The sequence below is a fragment of the Pseudomonas sp. FBCC-B1565 genome (assembly GCF_059133265.1).
Genome location: NZ_CP101438.1, coordinates 3637568 through 3652996 on the forward strand (window position 1 = coordinate 3637568; position 15429 = coordinate 3652996).

The window sequence follows — 15429 nt, forward strand, 5'->3', positions numbered from 1 at the left end:
CTGCCTGCTGCCGCATCCAGACCATGGACAGCGTTTTCTGAAGGCGCCGCAGTGAACCCTGTGGTGCGCATCGGCTAAATCGCCGCAGCCATGCGCGCTCTAGAACCCCAGGCAAACGTCACGACCATCAGCAACCCCAAGCCCGCCATCGCCGCGCCGGCCAGGGAAATCGCCGGGTAGCCCAACCCTGCGTTGATCACTGCTCCCCCCACTGCTGCGCCAATCGCGTTGCCGAAGTTGAAGGCGCCGATGTTCACGGCCGAGGCCAGGTTCGGCGCATCTTTGGCCGCTTCCATCACACGCATCTGCAACGGCGGCACGACGGCGAAGCTGGCGATACCCCAGATGAGGATGCTCACCGCTGCCGGTATCGGCCAACGCATCAGGAATGCAAAGGCCAGCAGGACCAGAATCAGTGCGCTCAGCGAGACGATCAGGGTCCGGTCGATCGAGCGATCTGCCGCCTTGCCACCCCATATATTGCCCAGGGTCAACCCGACGCCGAACAGCACCAGCATGGCCGTGATAAAGGGGGTAGACGCATGGGTCTGGTTGCTCAGGATCGGCGCGATGTAGGTAAACACGGTGAACATAGCACCGGAACCCACCACGGTCAGGGCCAGTGCCGCCAGTACCGAACCACGCCCCAGCACCTTGATTTCGGCCAGCACACCGTCGCTTTTCGGCAGCGGCAGGTCAGGCAGCGCGAACCACAGCGCGACCATGGTCACCAGGCCCAGCCCGCCAATGCCCCAGAACGCTGTACGCCAGCCAAGCAGTTCACCCAACCAGGTCGCCAGTGGCACGCCACCAATGGTCGCCAGGGTCAGGCCCATAAACATCGCGGCGACGGCGCCGGCGCGCTTGTCCGGCGCAACCACACTGGCCGCAACGATGGAACCCACACCAAAAAACGCGCCGTGGTTGAGCGAAGTGATGACGCGCGCAATCAACAGGTCGTAATAGCCGGTTGCAAGCGCCGACATCACGTTACCCAGGGTGAAAATGGCCATAAGCCCGACCAGCAAGTGACGACGGGGAATCTTGCCAGTGGTCAGGATCATCAGTGGCGCACCGAGCAATACCCCCAGGGCGTAGGCGCTGACCAACAGCCCCGCAGTGGGAATCGAAACGCCAAGGTCATTGGCGATGGTGGGCAACATGCCCATGGGCGCGAACTCAGTGACACCAATGCCAAAGGCACCGACAGCCAGGGCTACAAGGGGTGGATTGATACGCATGGAAGGCTCCTCATTTATGCCGCAAATGCTACGATCAACGCTTTAACGGCACTAGACCGTTTAATTGGCAATCACCTTTGCGCATGAGGCAAAAATGGATTTCAACGGCAGGTCGGGTGAGATGGCGGTATTCGCAATGGTGGCGCAGGAAGGCAGCCTGTCGGCCGCAGCGCGGGCATTACGATTGACGCCCTCGGCCGTCAGCCGCGTCATCGCACGCACCGAACAACGCCTGGGCACCCGTCTGTTGATTCGCACGACCCGCGCCCTCGCCTTCACAGCCGAAGGCGAGGCGTACCTGCGCGGCGCCCGGCGCATCCTGGCCGACATGGCGGAAGTCGAAGACGCCATCGCCGACCAGGGCGCGCCCAAAGGCCGGCTGCGGGTCAGTGCGGCCCTGGGCCACGGCCGCATGGCCATCGTGCCATTGGTGGCGGCGTTCAGCGCCCGCTACCCAAACATTGTGGTGGACCTGACCTTGGGCGACGAAGTGGTCGACATCCTCGGCGGCCAGGCAGACGTGGCGATCCGCTTTGGCGACCTGCCAGACAGCCCGCTGACCGCGCGGCGCATCGGCGACACCGGCCAGGTCCTGGTGGCGTCGCCGGAGTACCTTGCGCAACACGGCACGCCTCTGGAACCCAACGACTTGCTGCGCCACAACTGCCTGCGCTTCAACTTCCGTCGCGCCCAATCCGACTGGCCCTTCGCCCGTGACGGTAGGGAGTTTTCCCTGAAGATAAACGGCAATATCGAATGCAGCAGTGGCGAAGCCCTCGCTCAACTGGCGCGATTAGGCGCCGGTATTGCACGTATCGGCGAGTTCACGGTTGCACAAGACCTGCAACGCGGTGACCTGGTGCGCCTGCTGGAATCCTGGAACCCCGGCGACCGGGAGCCGATCCATGTGGTGTTTGTCGGCGGCGCGAGCATGCCGGCGCGGATCCGCGTGTTTGTGGACTTTTTGCTGGAGCATCACCGGCTATAAACGCGCAGGCTTGTGCAGCCGCTCAAGCACCTCGTCAGCCGCCTCGCGCCAAGCCTGCGTCGCGCCTGTGTTTCTCAACACCGCCAACCCAGCCGCCGTAAAGGTGCCCGGTGTCGCAATCGCGCGCCCCAATGCTTCCAGGCTCGCGGATGGCTGGTGGCGGGCGCTGGCCAGACAGTCTTGCAGGTTGCCCATCACCAGTTGGGCGGCCTGGTCCTTGGACAGGCCTTTGTCGGTAAACCACTGCTGAAGATCACTCAGGAAGAAATAGAACCAGCCGTTCATGCAGGCCGCGACAGTGGCCAGTTCGAACGCCTCTTCCTCGTCTAATACAACCAATGAACCGAGCGCGCCCAGCAGCGTTGCATGGGGTTCGCCACCGGGCGTGACCACCACGGTCGTCTGGTTGATCTGCGCGGCGTAGGACAACATGGCGCGCACCACACGCGCTTGCGGGAAGCGGCGCTGCAACACGGCCAGCTTCAATCCTGCCACCAACGACACCAGCGATTGCTCAGGTCTGAGCTGCACTTCATTCGAAAGCTGATCGACCACCTCCGGGCGCACGCCCAGGACCAACAAGTCCGCCCCATCGACCACCTGTTGTTTGTCAGCCATCACCTCACAGTCCCACTGTTCAGCGAGTTGCTGCGCACGTTGGTGGTTACGCGGAGACAGCAGCACCCGCCCGCCAAACCCGCTGCGCCGCAGGCCGATCACCACCTTTTCCGTCAGCTCACCGACGCCCAGGATTCCAATCTTCAGCACGCTGTCCACTCCGGTCAGTTCTGTAGTCGGGTGCATCATAGACATGATTCCCGTCTTCATGCAGGCGGACGTTCACGCTACACTCGCCGCTCGAAAAGATCAGCCAGGAAGGCAAGCATGAGCACTCAAGGTAAAGACCGGCAAATCGACAACATCGAATTCAACGTCAGCGATATTGCCCGCAGCAAAGCCTTCTACGGCGGCGCGTTCAGTTGGACGTTTGTCGACTACGGCCCCACCTACACGGGGTTCAGCGATGGGCGCCTGACAGGCGGGTTCACCACGGGGGAGCCTGTTCGGCCAGGTGGGCCTCTGGTCATTTTGTACGCCGATGACCTCAATGCCACGCAGCAGCGGCTTAAAGCCCTGGGGGCTGTCATTACCCGCGAGACGTTTGCGTTTCCCGGTGGACGCAGATTCCACTTCACAGACCCGGATGGCTATGAACTGGCAGTTTGGAACGCCGGTCAATAGGCCTCGACCCGACGCCTAGGCGAAGGCATCAATCGCTCTCCCTCAAGCCCTACCCTCACAGGATATGAAGGTTACCCATGCGTTTTCTCTTTCCCCTGGCCCTCAGCCTGACGCTTATCGGCTGCGCCACCACTAAAACCGACGTTCGCAACGAAGCCCAAATCAGCCAATACGACCCGGCCAACTCAGCCCGAATCCGGTTTATTACGGGTGACACCACCAACGCGGGTTTCCTCAGCGGCCAGACGTGCGAGATGTTTTACAACAAGTCCCTGCTGACCCAAACACCCGAAGAAGCCGGGTGGCAAAAAGCCCATGTCGACTCGGCGGGGCTCTACCCGTTCAGGGCCACTGACAGCCAGAACAGCGTGATTGGTATGCCTGCCAGCAAGGCGAGCAAAGCCATCAACCAATCGCCCAAAGTGTTTGACGAGCATGTCATTCCAGCGGGTAAACCCTTTATTGCAGGGTTCGCCATGGGCGGTTCGCAAATGTCCTGCTTTCCCGCGCCTGTCACGCTTATTCCCGAGCCCGGCAAAGACTATGAAATGGAATTTCAGCTGGTCAAAATCAGCACGTTCAAGGCCGGTTGCGTGATTGCCGTTCGCCAACTCTCTGTTCAGGACAACAACACGGTTGAAACACCGCTCAGGCCGCAAGTGTGTGCCAAAACCCCGTCGGGTTGGTACACCGTCACCCCGAAACCTGTGCCCTGAAATGCCTGGGCAGGACGACAGAGTCGTCCTGCTTATCGGACATATCCCTGACCTGGGACCCCGACTTGTGTTCATGGAGGAAAAATGCGGATCTACATCACAGGTGCATCGTGCGCGGGCGTCACCACACTGGGTCACCACCTCGCCACGCGGCTGGGTATACGACGAGTCGACGTCGATGACTTTTACTGGATGCCCACAAACCCGCCTTTCACAACCAAGCGACCTCCCAGCGACCGCGTTGCCCTGATGCAACAAGCACTCGGTGACGACGACTGGGTGCTGAGTGGTTCCTGCATGATCTGGGGCGATGCGTTGATCGCCGATGCCGACCTGATTGTCTTTGTGGTCACACCCACGCCCGTTCGCCTCGAACGGTTGACGGCCCGCGAAAAGGCCCGCTTTGGCGATCGGATCGCACCCGGTGGTGATATGCATGCGATACACGTGGCCTTCCGGGAATGGGCTTCGCACTACGACGACCCGGATTTCTCGGGGCGCAACCGTGGGTGGCATGAGGAGTGGTTATCACACATGGCGGCCCCGATCTTACGGATCGACGGGGCTGACAGTGTTGAAGCAATGGTTACGGCAGTCGTTCATTGGGTATCGAAAATGTCGCAATAGCTGGAAACCGTAACAGACGAGGCAGCTCAACTGCCTCGACTGTTCTATTTCTATCCGCCCGTTTCGCGATGCCACAACTGTCAATTGTATTTTTTGTAGCATATATCTATGGCTTGCTGATAAAGCACCTGACACGTGTCGTGGGTGAATACCCCATTTGAAATACAAGCAGAGTGCCGTTGACTTGCGCGATCCGTACAAACCGACAGAGGCGTTGGTATATCGGCGACTTCCTCAGTAACGCCATGTGATTTTGCTGAATTCACAGGGCTCATAGATTTGTTGAGTGCTTGAGGTATCTGTTCAATCGTGGGGCTTTGAAAGCTACTCGCCAAAAAGAGAACGATTGAAGCTGCTTGCCGCGCAGGAGAATTGGCTGGCCAAAGCTTGAAATCCAGGAGTACATCACCTTGCTTAAGCGTGCCATCTTTGGTCCAACGAATAGGTACTCCTGAGCCATTTTCGAGGGTACCTTTCGAGTCGATGCTAACCATTGGCGCCCCGGCTGAGTCCTCCAAAATGGACGTAGCGCGCAAGACCGCCAACAACCTTCCTGAGGTATCAACGACTCGCCCATCCTGGCTTATCGTTCCCAAGGCTGTTCGCACGTATTTGAAACCTTCTGTTTTTTCGTACTCAGTAATCTCCCCTTTTTTGTCGACCAATATGAAAAACATACCGTGCTTATCTCCAACCTTGAAAGGATGGATCTGAACGACCGGTGGGGCGAACGATTTGTTATCGCAACCATGCGGGCCGGGATCACACTCAGGAGGTCTTGCAAAGCAGAAACCACTTGCAAACATCAACAAGCTCATTGCGATTGCGGTGAGCGTTTTCATGTGAAAATTCCTTTTAAGCACTGCGTACCGGACGATTAAGTGTGTTGGCCACGCGGAGAGGTCCAGCTTTGCCAGACGCCTCGTTGTAGTCGACAACTCAGCTTTACATCTTCGATAAGGCGAATTGAACAATAGACGACGTTGGTTGACGCTGACGCGAATTTTTCATGGTTTCCTATTTCGGTATATCGACGCTGAGAGTCTCAATCTGCACACGTCAACCGCCTGATACATTGCGGGCCCAACGCACCGGTCGTCCAAGCGTCGCTACTCCCCTTATCCTCACCCCTACCCGCCCCCGCGAACCCGGAGCCGCCATGGACCTCGCCACCCTCGCCCTTTTCCTCCCCGCCTGCTTCGCCCTGAACATGGCGCCGGGCCCGAACAATTTGCTCTCCGTGAGCAATTCCACACGCTACGGCTATCATCTCCTGTTTGGCGGGCATCGGCCGCTTGCTGGCCTTTGCCGGCATGATCGCCCTCGCATCCGCCGGGTTGGCGGTGGTGCTGCAAACGTCGGAGTTGTTGTTCTATGGGATCAAGATTCTGGGGGCGGCGTATCTGTTTTATCTGGCGTTTCAGTTGTGGCGGGCTAATCCGGAGGCGGAGGCAGATTCGGCCACAGAGAAGGTGGGATTGTGGGCGTTGGCACGACAGGAGTTTTTGGTGACCGCGGGCAAGCCTCATGATCGGTAATATGAAATCTACACGCAGGCATATATCGGTCATTTGGTATTAATAAAAGCAGGGATGAATCTTTGGATATTAAAGAGTTTTGCCTCGCTCATGGATTCGATATGAGCAAATGTGGGGTAGCGTTGGGCGGTGGTAGTTTCGAAATGACTGAGTTGAAAATCTCACCAGTCGAATTTCTGACCTTAGCGGAGGATGATTTTGAACGGGGCGGTTTGGCGGCTCTTGTCAATGCTACGACCAATGCAAAACGCGCTATTGTCTCTCAGCTTGATCAGTTATTGATCTCTTTTGGCTATCCTTCATTTCGATTGAAGGTGCCAAAGAAGATCGAACGGCTAAAGGCGCTCGGGTTATTGGCGCCAAGTCTGTTGCGTAAAGTCGTCGATATGCGAAATATTCTTGAGCACGAGTACACAACGCCTGGGCTTAAAAATGTTGAAGAGGCGTTGGATATCGCGAGCCTATTTGTGATGTCCGCTTCAGCCATGTTCATTCCATTCGATGATGTCTTGGAGTTCTCACTCCCTGACCTCTTTGTGACAGAGAACGCTGTCACTCACTTTTCGGCGGGACTGAATCGTGAGACTGATAGAGTTTTCTACACTGTCTACGCTTATAAATCTGGAAGCCATGGACGGAGTTGCGTCGGTCAGTGTGAGATTCAATCAGGGCATGTCCTGTTCGAGGCGATGGTGCAGCTTTCCGCGTCGCTGATGCTTCGCTACAAGGTGAACCAAGCTCTCGGCAATTTTGAAGCGGCGTATGCCCAGCTATAAGTACTCATTTAATTAATGTTGTGGCTGTAAACGGCTGTAACCCACCGAAAAGGGCGCGTCCAAGCTGGTGGCATCAAGCAACGTTCAAGCAAATCTGCTGATGGGCAATATCACGTCTCGTGAAAGACTCGATATCTCTACAAACCCAGCGAAATTAAGGTAAGTTCAGAAAACCTTTTCTCGAATCTACGGAGCGGATAATGGCGAATGGAAACGGAGAGTTAAGTCAGGATTTACACGCGCAAATAAAGAAATTCAGCGGTGACGGAGATCTGCTGGCTGAGTCAGGCCGCTTTGAAGAAGCGCTAGCCCAATATAACAATGCATGGGCATTGATCCCCTCCCCCAAAAATGATTGGGAGGCTGCAACCTGGATCCTGGCAGCTATCGCTGACGCTTGCTTCCTATCTGGATTTACCACCTCAGCACGTGAGGCTTTGCAGTACGCAATGACGTGCCCTGGTGGTCTTGGGAACCCTTTTTTGCATCTGCGCCTTGGACAAGTTTTACTTGATGACGCACAAAATGACCGCGCAGCAGAAGAACTGATGCGTGCATACATGGGGGCTGGCCCAGAGATTTTCGCTGCAGAGGACGCCCATTACCTGAACTTTCTCAAGACGCGTGCTGATCTTTGACAATACCGTAACCATGAGCTCCTGCGTTTACATTCAAGCTACTCAGCCCCCTAACGTGAATGCATTGGGTCGATTAAAGTCGTGCGGTAGGCAAGCCATTCAAGCTAGTCACCAGCAAGCCCGATAATGGGCAATATGAAACCTTCTGTCAGGCTGCTACCGGCCAGAACCGGTTACCTGTGCACGATTGATGCTCTGTGTCCGTCAACAGCATCTATTCGATACTAACCACTCTCGTAGAATCTAAATGGCCACCAAACGCCCTCAAATCAAAACCTCCGCTGACATTAACGAGCTGCTGCTTCACTCTAAGGCGCCGCGGCCACTGACCCCTGAGCAGATGGCGGAGCTAGAGCGCATTTCGAATTACGATGTCTCTACCTACTCGGAGGGAGACGTCCGAGCGGAGATCATTGACCCCGTCATCCGAGTCCTGGGCTATGCCAAAGAGACCTATTTCTCCACGCAGCGAGAAAAGCACCTGAAGGTTGGCGACGGGGACTTGTTCATCGACTATCGAATGACTTTGTGGTCGCAGGCCTTTTGGATCATCGAAGCTAAGAAGGTTAAACGCAAGCAGCTGAAATTTAGCTCCGCAGAACTGCAACAGGCACTTCTGTATGCGGTGCATCCGGAAATCGACGCTGCTCTCGTTGTGCTATGTGACGGACGAGTCTTTGAGGTGTACGACCGCGATGAGAGTGTCACCCAGCCAGTCGCGCGCGTGGAGGTCAAAAAGCTACCGGAGCAGTTCCACGTGCTTCAGGCTCTACTCGGTCCGTGGCAGGCTTGGTTCTTCCAGAAGCGCCGCGCGCTCAAGCTGGCCAGCCGTGTCCTACAGCTGGAGATGACGCCTGGCCGAATTGAGGAGTTTTCGGATGCAATGCAGCGGCGGGTGCAGGACGCGCGTGCGAAGGTGTACGACAATTGGCGCAAGGTAAAGCCCTCAACTGACAAAGATGCGCGATGGCTCAACTCGCTGGAACAGGCATCTATCGGAGATATTGTCGCGACCGAGTTCTTTTCGGGCCAGACAGCGCACCGTCTGGGGGTTGTCGCCAAGTCGTTGGTGGAAAAGGCGAAGCCAGGCGCGTTCGAATTGATGTACGCAATGTTTCCGGACCATCCAGGAAACTTGAACGACAACTATGTGGCACAGGCTTTACGAACTCTCATCGAGTTCGGCAAGTCGGGACGTGAGGTCAGTTGGATGCCTGCTTGGCTTGGTGTCCAACAGCCCGGTGTCAATCTGGAGGCGCCGATCAAGAAACTTATCGCGCTCTCACTTACGACCTTTCTAGCTGCGCCAGATTTCAGGGCTGTACTTCAGTTTTCGGCCTGCGCGCGAAGGCTGTCGAAGGTTTCGATGGCGCTCAACCCGACGTTATCGAAGTTGGGGCATATCCAACACCAGCAGGTGCGCCATTTTTTTGATGAACTCCACTATGCGCAGTTCATGTCGACGCCCGAAGGGCATAACCTCCGGCAGCTCGATGTGCGCGCATATCTGCTCACCGAACGATTCGTCCATGAGTGCACCGGCAAGCAGCAGTTTCGTGGCTGCTTCAACCTGAACCGGGCACATACGCTCCTGATTGACTCATGGAATGTTGAGCGTCTGCTGCTCGGCGACGGCGCCGACTACTGGAGGTGCCTGGACGGCAGAGGAATTGGGGGAGAGGTTCATCCGACGGAGCACAACTGGGTCGACTACGACTCGTTGGGTCACATCGCGCTATGCGTGTTGAAAGACATCCCTGATTGGCGCGAGTACGTACTTGCCAATCACGGCGACGACGTCCAGCGAATTGCGGCCTGCGGTTCGTGGGCAGCTCGTGAGATTTTGGGGATTGCACGAGATACGCAGTTACCGCATGTGCCGGATACTGAGAGCGCCAAGCGGTTCTTCGATGGCGACGTCTCGCTCTTCACGGCGCTTCGGGACGCTTACTGCAATCGGGGGCCGGAGAGTTGAGTAGCAAAGCTTCGGCCGTCCCCGCTCCTCTTACAACCTTCCAGTTGCCCCCCAAACCCAATGACGCTTATAGTCCGCCCCGTCGCCCACATGGCGATCAGGTTTGGCGACCTGACTATCGGATGCAAAAGCACTGCGCTTTTTGTAGAGGCTGTTGCACGCCTGCAAAGCTGTCTTAATGGCGGCTGTGCGCGGGAGACCTTCGGGTCTGCCGGGTTTTCCGATACCGGTTCGCCAACCTGCGTACAGCTGTCACCCTATCGTTTGGCGACGACTGAGTGGCGGTCAACTACTGCACTTATCGGAGTTTTCAAGATGGAACGATACATCCCTCTGACTGGAATCGATCTGGTTCCCGCCTCTTTGCTCATTGATTCAGAAGCGCCGCTCGATGTGCTGCAAGCGATGGCGGATTACCGCATCCGCACCGTGACTCAAGTACTGGAAAACATTGCCTTTCGCAGCGAGTTGGAAACAGATTCCGTAGTGCTTTCTGACTTTGCACAATTGCTGGCAATCCCTTTGCGTGACGGCTGCGACCTGATGGACATCATCGGTCAACGGCTGCGCGCCGAGGTTTCAACCCCCAAAGAAGCACCTGCAAGCCAGAGCTAAGCTGAGCCGCGCGCGTTGGTGTCGTCTTAGACCCAACGCGCGCATTGTCCAACCGCCCCGCTCCCCTTATCCTCACACCTCCCCGCCCCCGCGAACCCGGAGCCGCCATGGACCTCGCCACCCTCGCCCTTTTCCTCCCCGCCTGCTTCGCCCTGAACATGGCGCCGGGCCCGAACAACCTGCTGTCCGTGAGCAACTCCACCCGCTACGGCTACCGCACGTCATGCCTGGCGGGCATTGGCCGCCTGCTGGCCTTCGCCGGCATGATCGCCCTCGCCTCCGCAGGGTTGGCAGTGGTGCTGCAAACGTCGGAGTTGTTGTTCTACGGGATCAAGATTCTGGGGGCAGCGTATCTGTTTTATCTGGCGTTTCAGTTGTGGCGGGCTAATCCGGAAGCGGAGGCTGAGTCCGCGACGGCCAAGGTGGGATTGTGGGCGTTGGCGCGGCAGGAGTTTTTGGTGGCAGCGGGTAATCCGAAGGCAATCTTGATCTTCACCGCCTTCCTCCCGCAGTTCGTAGTGCCCGGTGAACCGATCACCCCACAGTTTGCCCTGCTCGGCGCGATGTTCCTGGTGTTGGAGTGGATTGCCATCAGCGCCTACGCCTATATGGGCCTGCATATGCGCCGCTGGTTTGCCGAACCAAGGGGCAAGCGGATTTTCAATCGGTGCTGCGCAGGGTTGTTGTCGGCGGCGGCGTCGGTGTTGTTGATGGCGCGCAGGGCTTGAATAACGGTTTGACTGTCAAGGAGACACATAATGAAAACCCTGGTGGTAGGTGCAAGCAAAGGATTGGGCAAAGCCCTGATCGAAGGGCTCGGTGAGCCTGGGGATACGCTGATCGGCGTGTCCCGCAGCCGCCCAAAACAGCTGGATCACAAGGACGGCGTCGAGGTGCAGTGGATCGAGGCCAATCTCGCCAAACCTACCCAGGCCGCGCACGTCATCGCCGAGGCGATTGCCGATAACGGCCTGGACACGTTGATCTACAACCTGGGCATCTGGGAAGAATTCGCCTTCGACCCCGCCTACAACTTCCTGGCCGACGACGATGATCAGATCGAAGCCATCGTCACCTGCAACATCACCTCCACCCTGCTGCTGATCAAGCGCCTGTTGCCGGTGCTGCTCAAGAGCCCCCACCCCAGGATCATCCTTACCGGCTCCACCTCCGGCCTGCCGCAAAGTGGTCGCCCGGAAGTCGCCTTCGGCGCCTCCAAGTTCGCCTTGCGCGGGATCGCCGATGCCCTGCGTGAAGGTTATCGCCGGCAGCGCCTGGCGGTAACGTGCCTGAACCTGGGTTACCTCAACACCGAAGATCCCTTGAGCACACCACGTGCACAGGCCGAGCAAAGGGATGAGGGCCATTCGATTCCCGTGCACGATGTGGTGCAGGTGGTACGCATGACGCTGAGCCTGTCCTCGGCCAGTTTCGTCAAGGAAATCACCTTGCCGGCGATACTGGACGAGCGTTTTTAACCCAGGGAGAACAAGGCATGGCCCGAGACGAACTCGCCACCTTCTACCAAGGCTATATCGACTGCCTGAACCGTCAGGATTGGGAGCACTTGGGTGACTTCGTGCACCCGGACGTGACCTACAACGGCGAAGTCGTCGGCCTCACCGGCTACCGCGCCATGCTGGAGCGGGATTTTCGCGAGATACCGGACCTGGTGTTCCGCATCCAGCTGCTGGCGGCCGATCCGCCGACCGTGGCCAGTCGCCTGAACTTCAAGGTCACGCCCAGGGGCGAGTTCTTCGGGTTGCCGATCAATGGGCGCCAGGTGAGGTTCGACGAAAATGTGATCTATGAGCTGGTCGACGGCACATTCGCCCACGTCTGGTCGGTAATCGACAAAGCGGCCATCGCGCAACAACTGGGCGACTAGACTCCACAGACCCATTCTCACGTGGAGACCGATCATGACCCACAAAAACACCCTTTGCCTCTGGTACAACGGCACAGCCCTTGAGGCTGCGACCTTCTATGCCCAGACCTTTCCGGACAGCCGGGTGAATGCCGTGCACCTGGCGCCCGGCGATTACCCGTCGGGCAAACAGGGCGACGTATTGACCGTGGACTTTACCGTCTTGGGCATCCCCTGTATCGGCCTCAACGGCGGGCCGATCTTCCCACATACCGAGGCGTTTTCGTTTCAGGTGGCCACTGATGACCAGGCCGAGACGGATCGTTACTGGAACGCCATCGTCGGTAACGGTGGCCAGGAAAGCGACTGCGGCTGGTGCAAGGACAAGTGGGGGGTATCGTGGCAGATCAGCCCACGCGTGCTGACGGACGCGGTGACCCACCCCGACCCTGCGACGGCCAAGCGCGCGTTTGACGCGATGATGACCATGAGAAAGATCGACATCGCCGCGATTGAGGCGGCGATAGCGGCGGACTAAGGCAGAGCATCCAGCATGGCGTTGGCCGCCAGGGCATGGACCTTGCGGGTGGGGTGCCATTCGTCCCAGTAATAATGCGCGTCGGGGTTGGCACACACCGGTTTAGCCTCCGGGTAAGTAGCCTGGCATGGCGTGTCGAGGTCGGTGAAACCATGGGCCGCCGGATTGGCGCGCAATGCGTCGCTGAAAGCCAGGTGGTCGAAGTAGCTGACCTTTGCCGTGCCGATCTGCGCCAGCACGGCCGGGAGTTTCTGCGCGAGCAACTGCTGGTATTTTTTCGCGTTGGCGACTTGGTTGCCCTGGACCACCGCAGGCACATGGCTGAGGTCTGTGGTGCCCACCACCATCACATGCCGGGCACCTGCGGCCACCAGTTGTTCAGTGGCTTTGCGAATATTCGCCAGGCTCGACTCGCTCAGTGCCTGAAGGGTTTCCGTGTGGGAGAAGTCGGCCCACTCGAAAAAGTCATTGGCCGAGATGAAGATGAAGTACAGCGCCTTGGGGTCGGCGTTGTGGGACTTGGCAGCCTGCAAGTGCTCGGCGACCTGCCCCAGGACACCCGTGTCCTGGGAGGGCATCATCCAGGTGTAGTAATTGCCGTGGCCACTTTTCGCGCCGCCCACCGCGTAGTCAGTCAGCGGTGTGTGCAGGGCCTGGGCCAGGCCTTCGACGGCGGTCGGGCCGTTGCTCCAGCGCCCCTGCCAGTACAGCGGCCCAGGCAACACCTGGGCCTCCTTGATCTTCTGTGCGGCGAGCTGTGTGGTGAGCGCTTCGCCCGCGCCGTTGTCGGAGTAGCTGTCACCAAAGGCATACACGTGATCATAGGTCGAGGCGCCGAAGGCGGTTGAAGCGGACAGGGTCAGCAGAGCAGCCAAACACGCACGTCGGATCATCGCGTTTCTCCCGGAATGTCTGCACAGACTACCGGTTGGCGGGAGCCATGCTGGAACCATTGCGACCCGTACATATCCAGCGGCGGCTGTACAGCGGCCATCCTGCTGGTTAGGCTTGGCACCTGCAACATCCAGTTAAAGTTCCAGCGTCACCCGCCGTCACCCTTAAATCCCCGAATGGACTCAACGAGGCTCTCGTGCGTTTTATCACTCCCGTTTTACTGATCGGTGGCATCGCCACCCTGGCCGGTTGCGCCACCCAGAAAACCCAAGTCGAAAACATGCTGGCCGGCGCCCTCGCCCAGCCGCTGGTGGAAAACAGCATCGTGCGCGAAGGCGACGTGCTCAGCTTCGAACTGTTGATGCCTGGCGATCCAGGCGCTCTGCGCCGCACGTTGCAAGTCGAGGCCGCCTGTTCTTCGCCGCAACTGCACTTGCTGTATCTGGACGGTTCGCAACGGGTCTACCCCGCCAGTGCCGGTCGCTACAGTTCGCCCCGCAGCTTGTCGCCACAGCTGCGTGCAACCCTGGCCGCGAACCAGACCTTCGTCCGCGCCTGTGCCGAAACACCCAAGCCGGACTGGCGCCTGGTGCAGACCAACGAACGCGACAACCAGGTGCTGATCGACACCAACAGTATCAAGACCGTCAACGGCGAAACGCGCTTCTGGGCCGCCTTCGATAACCCGACGGTGCTCAACGACCTGCCCTACAACGCCCCGTATGCGCAAAAACGCGAGCACTTTGCGGTGTCGTGCACAGGCGGCACCTACAAGCAGTTGGCCGGCTACGACATGGACGCCAACAACCGCGTCAGCGATGGCCGGGTCGACAGCTTCCCCACGCCGCAGAACATCGCCGGCAGCAACGCCGACTACGAATTGCTGTTCAACAAAATCTGCGTCAGCCCGGAAAAAATCGCCGCACTGCCCGCGTTCAAACCGCGCATGAAAGCGCCGGCCACCATTGCCTTGACCTCGGTGCAGCCGGCGGTGCTGGCGGCCATCGCCCAGTTGAACCTGGACAAGCCCACCCGCTCGTTCAAGTACGTACAGTTCGTTGGAACCAGCAACTACCGTGGCAAGACCAGCGATAACCAAAGCACGCAGTTCATCAGCCAGGACGCGCCGAGCGGGCAACTGGCCCTGGCCACCCGTGGCGACGGCTATGAGAGCCAGGCCGTGAGCTGGCGCAACCTGTTCCACCTGGTGTCGAAAGCCACCTACGGCGGTTCGGGCATGGCGGAAAGCTCGACCCTGACCCAACTGAGCTTCACCGGTAACTGGAAGGCGCTGCCCGTGGGCGAGACCGTCACCTACACCACCGCACGCTCCAGCCTCAACAGCCTGATCGGCAGCAGCACCAACACGCAGACCAACCGCTGCCAGGTCGAGCGTGAACTGCCGGCCAGCGAACTCAACGCGAAACTGGCGGGCAGCGCCAAGGCGTTGTCCTGCCGCACCGACGACGACAAGTACAAGCGCGTCAGCCACCTGTACTTCCTGACCGACTACGCTTACTTCTTTGAATCGAGCACCGACAAGAACGAGTTTTTCTACTCCGACTCGCGTATCGATAAATTCGAATAAGCCCCGTTGACACACTCTGCAATATTCCATGAAGATGGAGGCCTTGTTCAGGGTGTGTCAGCTTATGTCCGCAATGCCTTCCGTTAACCGTTCCGTCATTGGCTTGATTGCCAAGGCGCAAGGTTGCGTTGCGCACGCCCTCAAATCGAAGAAACAGTCGCTCATGTGACCGGGGCGCGCTGTCCC

General features: G+C 58.4%; 17 protein-coding genes and 1 pseudogene. 14 read left to right on the top strand and 4 right to left on the bottom strand.

Going from position 1 to position 15429, the window contains the following annotated elements; translation table 11 throughout:
* Nucleotides 1–74: 74 nt before the first annotated feature.
* On the bottom strand, nucleotides 75–1241 hold the full coding sequence (locus NL123_RS17085; RefSeq protein WP_248481318.1) for an MFS transporter: 1167 nt from the start codon (nucleotides 1239–1241) through the stop codon (nucleotides 75–77).
* 94 nt (nucleotides 1242–1335) lie between these two features.
* Here NL123_RS17085 and NL123_RS17090 point away from each other — a divergent pair, with 94 nt between their 5' ends.
* The gene (locus tag NL123_RS17090; RefSeq protein WP_494355868.1) at nucleotides 1336–2229 is read left to right on the top strand and encodes a LysR family transcriptional regulator; all 894 of its coding nucleotides are present in this window, start codon (nucleotides 1336–1338) and stop codon (nucleotides 2227–2229) included.
* Here NL123_RS17090 and NL123_RS17095 read toward each other — a convergent pair.
* Entirely contained in the window at nucleotides 2224–3036 is an 813-nt protein-coding gene (locus NL123_RS17095; RefSeq protein WP_494358321.1) for an NAD(P)-binding domain-containing protein, read from the bottom strand. The genes NL123_RS17090 and NL123_RS17095 overlap by 6 nt on opposite strands.
* A gap of 78 nt (nucleotides 3037–3114) precedes the next feature.
* Here NL123_RS17095 and NL123_RS17100 point away from each other — a divergent pair, with 78 nt between their 5' ends.
* The 3 genes from NL123_RS17100 (at nucleotide 3115) to NL123_RS17110 (ending at nucleotide 4814) form a co-directional block, all read left to right on the top strand.
* Nucleotides 3115–3471, top strand: a complete 357-nt coding sequence (locus NL123_RS17100; RefSeq protein WP_494355869.1) for a VOC family protein — start codon at nucleotides 3115–3117, stop codon at nucleotides 3469–3471.
* 77 nt (nucleotides 3472–3548) lie between these two features.
* Nucleotides 3549–4187 carry a hypothetical protein gene (locus NL123_RS17105; RefSeq protein WP_494355870.1) on the top strand — a complete coding sequence of 213 codons (639 nt, stop codon included), beginning with the start codon at nucleotides 3549–3551 and terminating at the stop codon, nucleotides 4185–4187.
* Nucleotides 4188–4271: 84 nt separating this feature from the next.
* Entirely contained in the window at nucleotides 4272–4814 is a 543-nt protein-coding gene (locus NL123_RS17110; protein WP_494355871.1) for a P-loop NTPase family protein, read from the top strand.
* Nucleotides 4815–4894: 80 nt separating this feature from the next.
* Here NL123_RS17110 and NL123_RS17115 read toward each other — a convergent pair whose 3' ends face one another.
* Nucleotides 4895–5656, bottom strand: coding sequence for a hypothetical protein (locus NL123_RS17115; protein WP_494355872.1), 762 nt, complete (start codon nucleotides 5654–5656; stop codon nucleotides 4895–4897).
* 317 nt (nucleotides 5657–5973) lie between these two features.
* Between NL123_RS17115 and NL123_RS17120 the strand changes: the two are divergent.
* The 9 genes and pseudogenes from NL123_RS17120 to NL123_RS17160 all read left to right on the top strand — a co-directional run.
* A pseudogene (locus tag NL123_RS17120) lies at nucleotides 5974–6340 on the top strand (LysE family translocator); the annotation flags it as partial.
* A 74-nt stretch (nucleotides 6341–6414) separates the two neighbouring features.
* Nucleotides 6415–7128: a hypothetical protein gene (locus NL123_RS17125; protein WP_494355873.1), complete on the top strand. Its 714-nt coding sequence runs from the start codon at nucleotides 6415–6417 to the stop codon at nucleotides 7126–7128.
* Between the two features lie 200 nt (nucleotides 7129–7328).
* Nucleotides 7329–7766, top strand: coding sequence for a tetratricopeptide repeat protein (locus NL123_RS17130; RefSeq protein ID WP_494355874.1), 438 nt, complete (start codon nucleotides 7329–7331; stop codon nucleotides 7764–7766).
* A gap of 247 nt (nucleotides 7767–8013) precedes the next feature.
* Nucleotides 8014–9741 (top strand): hypothetical protein, encoded by a 1728-nt coding sequence (locus NL123_RS17135; RefSeq protein ID WP_494355875.1) that lies wholly within the window; start codon nucleotides 8014–8016, stop codon nucleotides 9739–9741.
* A gap of 315 nt (nucleotides 9742–10056) precedes the next feature.
* Nucleotides 10057–10356, top strand: coding sequence for a hypothetical protein (locus NL123_RS17140; protein ID WP_071495452.1), 300 nt, complete (start codon nucleotides 10057–10059; stop codon nucleotides 10354–10356).
* Between the two features lie 107 nt (nucleotides 10357–10463).
* Nucleotides 10464–11084: a LysE family translocator gene (locus NL123_RS17145; protein WP_248481313.1), complete on the top strand. Its 621-nt coding sequence runs from the start codon at nucleotides 10464–10466 to the stop codon at nucleotides 11082–11084.
* Between the two features lie 30 nt (nucleotides 11085–11114).
* Nucleotides 11115–11834 carry an SDR family NAD(P)-dependent oxidoreductase gene (locus NL123_RS17150; RefSeq protein WP_494355876.1) on the top strand — a complete coding sequence of 240 codons (720 nt, stop codon included), beginning with the start codon at nucleotides 11115–11117 and terminating at the stop codon, nucleotides 11832–11834.
* 17 nt (nucleotides 11835–11851) lie between these two features.
* A complete protein-coding gene (locus NL123_RS17155; protein WP_494355877.1) occupies nucleotides 11852–12244 on the top strand; it encodes an ester cyclase in 393 nt (130 codons plus the stop codon).
* 34 nt (nucleotides 12245–12278) lie between these two features.
* Entirely contained in the window at nucleotides 12279–12761 is a 483-nt protein-coding gene (locus tag NL123_RS17160) for a VOC family protein (protein ID WP_248481307.1), read from the top strand.
* Here the strand turns inward: NL123_RS17160 and NL123_RS17165 are convergent.
* A complete protein-coding gene (locus tag NL123_RS17165; RefSeq protein WP_494355878.1) occupies nucleotides 12758–13654 on the bottom strand; it encodes an SGNH/GDSL hydrolase family protein in 897 nt (298 codons plus the stop codon). The genes NL123_RS17160 and NL123_RS17165 overlap by 4 nt on opposite strands.
* 197 nt (nucleotides 13655–13851) lie before the next feature.
* Here NL123_RS17165 and NL123_RS17170 point away from each other — a divergent pair, with 197 nt between their 5' ends.
* Entirely contained in the window at nucleotides 13852–15243 is a 1392-nt protein-coding gene (locus NL123_RS17170) for a hypothetical protein (RefSeq protein WP_494355879.1), read from the top strand.
* Nucleotides 15244–15429 lie beyond the last annotated feature (186 nt).

What these genes read in the sequence shown, in the direction of transcription:
- NL123_RS17085 (WP_248481318.1), bottom strand. Translation starts at nt 1,241, where the DNA reads ATGCGTATCAATCCACCCCTTGTAGCCCTGGCTGTCGGTGCCTTTGGC.
- NL123_RS17090 (WP_494355868.1), top strand. Translation starts at nt 1,336, where the DNA reads ATGGATTTCAACGGCAGGTCGGGTGAGATGGCGGTATTCGCAATGGTG.
- NL123_RS17095 (WP_494358321.1), bottom strand. Translation starts at nt 3,036, where the DNA reads ATGATGCACCCGACTACAGAACTGACCGGAGTGGACAGCGTGCTGAAG.
- NL123_RS17100 (WP_494355869.1), top strand. Translation starts at nt 3,115, where the DNA reads ATGAGCACTCAAGGTAAAGACCGGCAAATCGACAACATCGAATTCAAC.
- NL123_RS17105 (WP_494355870.1), top strand. Translation starts at nt 3,549, where the DNA reads ATGCGTTTTCTCTTTCCCCTGGCCCTCAGCCTGACGCTTATCGGCTGC.
- NL123_RS17110 (WP_494355871.1), top strand. Translation starts at nt 4,272, where the DNA reads ATGCGGATCTACATCACAGGTGCATCGTGCGCGGGCGTCACCACACTG.
- NL123_RS17115 (WP_494355872.1), bottom strand. Translation starts at nt 5,656, where the DNA reads ATGAAAACGCTCACCGCAATCGCAATGAGCTTGTTGATGTTTGCAAGT.
- NL123_RS17130 (WP_494355874.1), top strand. Translation starts at nt 7,329, where the DNA reads ATGGCGAATGGAAACGGAGAGTTAAGTCAGGATTTACACGCGCAAATA.
- NL123_RS17135 (WP_494355875.1), top strand. Translation starts at nt 8,014, where the DNA reads ATGGCCACCAAACGCCCTCAAATCAAAACCTCCGCTGACATTAACGAG.
- NL123_RS17140 (WP_071495452.1), top strand. Translation starts at nt 10,057, where the DNA reads ATGGAACGATACATCCCTCTGACTGGAATCGATCTGGTTCCCGCCTCT.
- NL123_RS17145 (WP_248481313.1), top strand. Translation starts at nt 10,464, where the DNA reads ATGGACCTCGCCACCCTCGCCCTTTTCCTCCCCGCCTGCTTCGCCCTG.
- NL123_RS17150 (WP_494355876.1), top strand. Translation starts at nt 11,115, where the DNA reads ATGAAAACCCTGGTGGTAGGTGCAAGCAAAGGATTGGGCAAAGCCCTG.
- NL123_RS17155 (WP_494355877.1), top strand. Translation starts at nt 11,852, where the DNA reads ATGGCCCGAGACGAACTCGCCACCTTCTACCAAGGCTATATCGACTGC.
- NL123_RS17160 (WP_248481307.1), top strand. Translation starts at nt 12,279, where the DNA reads ATGACCCACAAAAACACCCTTTGCCTCTGGTACAACGGCACAGCCCTT.
- NL123_RS17165 (WP_494355878.1), bottom strand. Translation starts at nt 13,654, where the DNA reads ATGATCCGACGTGCGTGTTTGGCTGCTCTGCTGACCCTGTCCGCTTCA.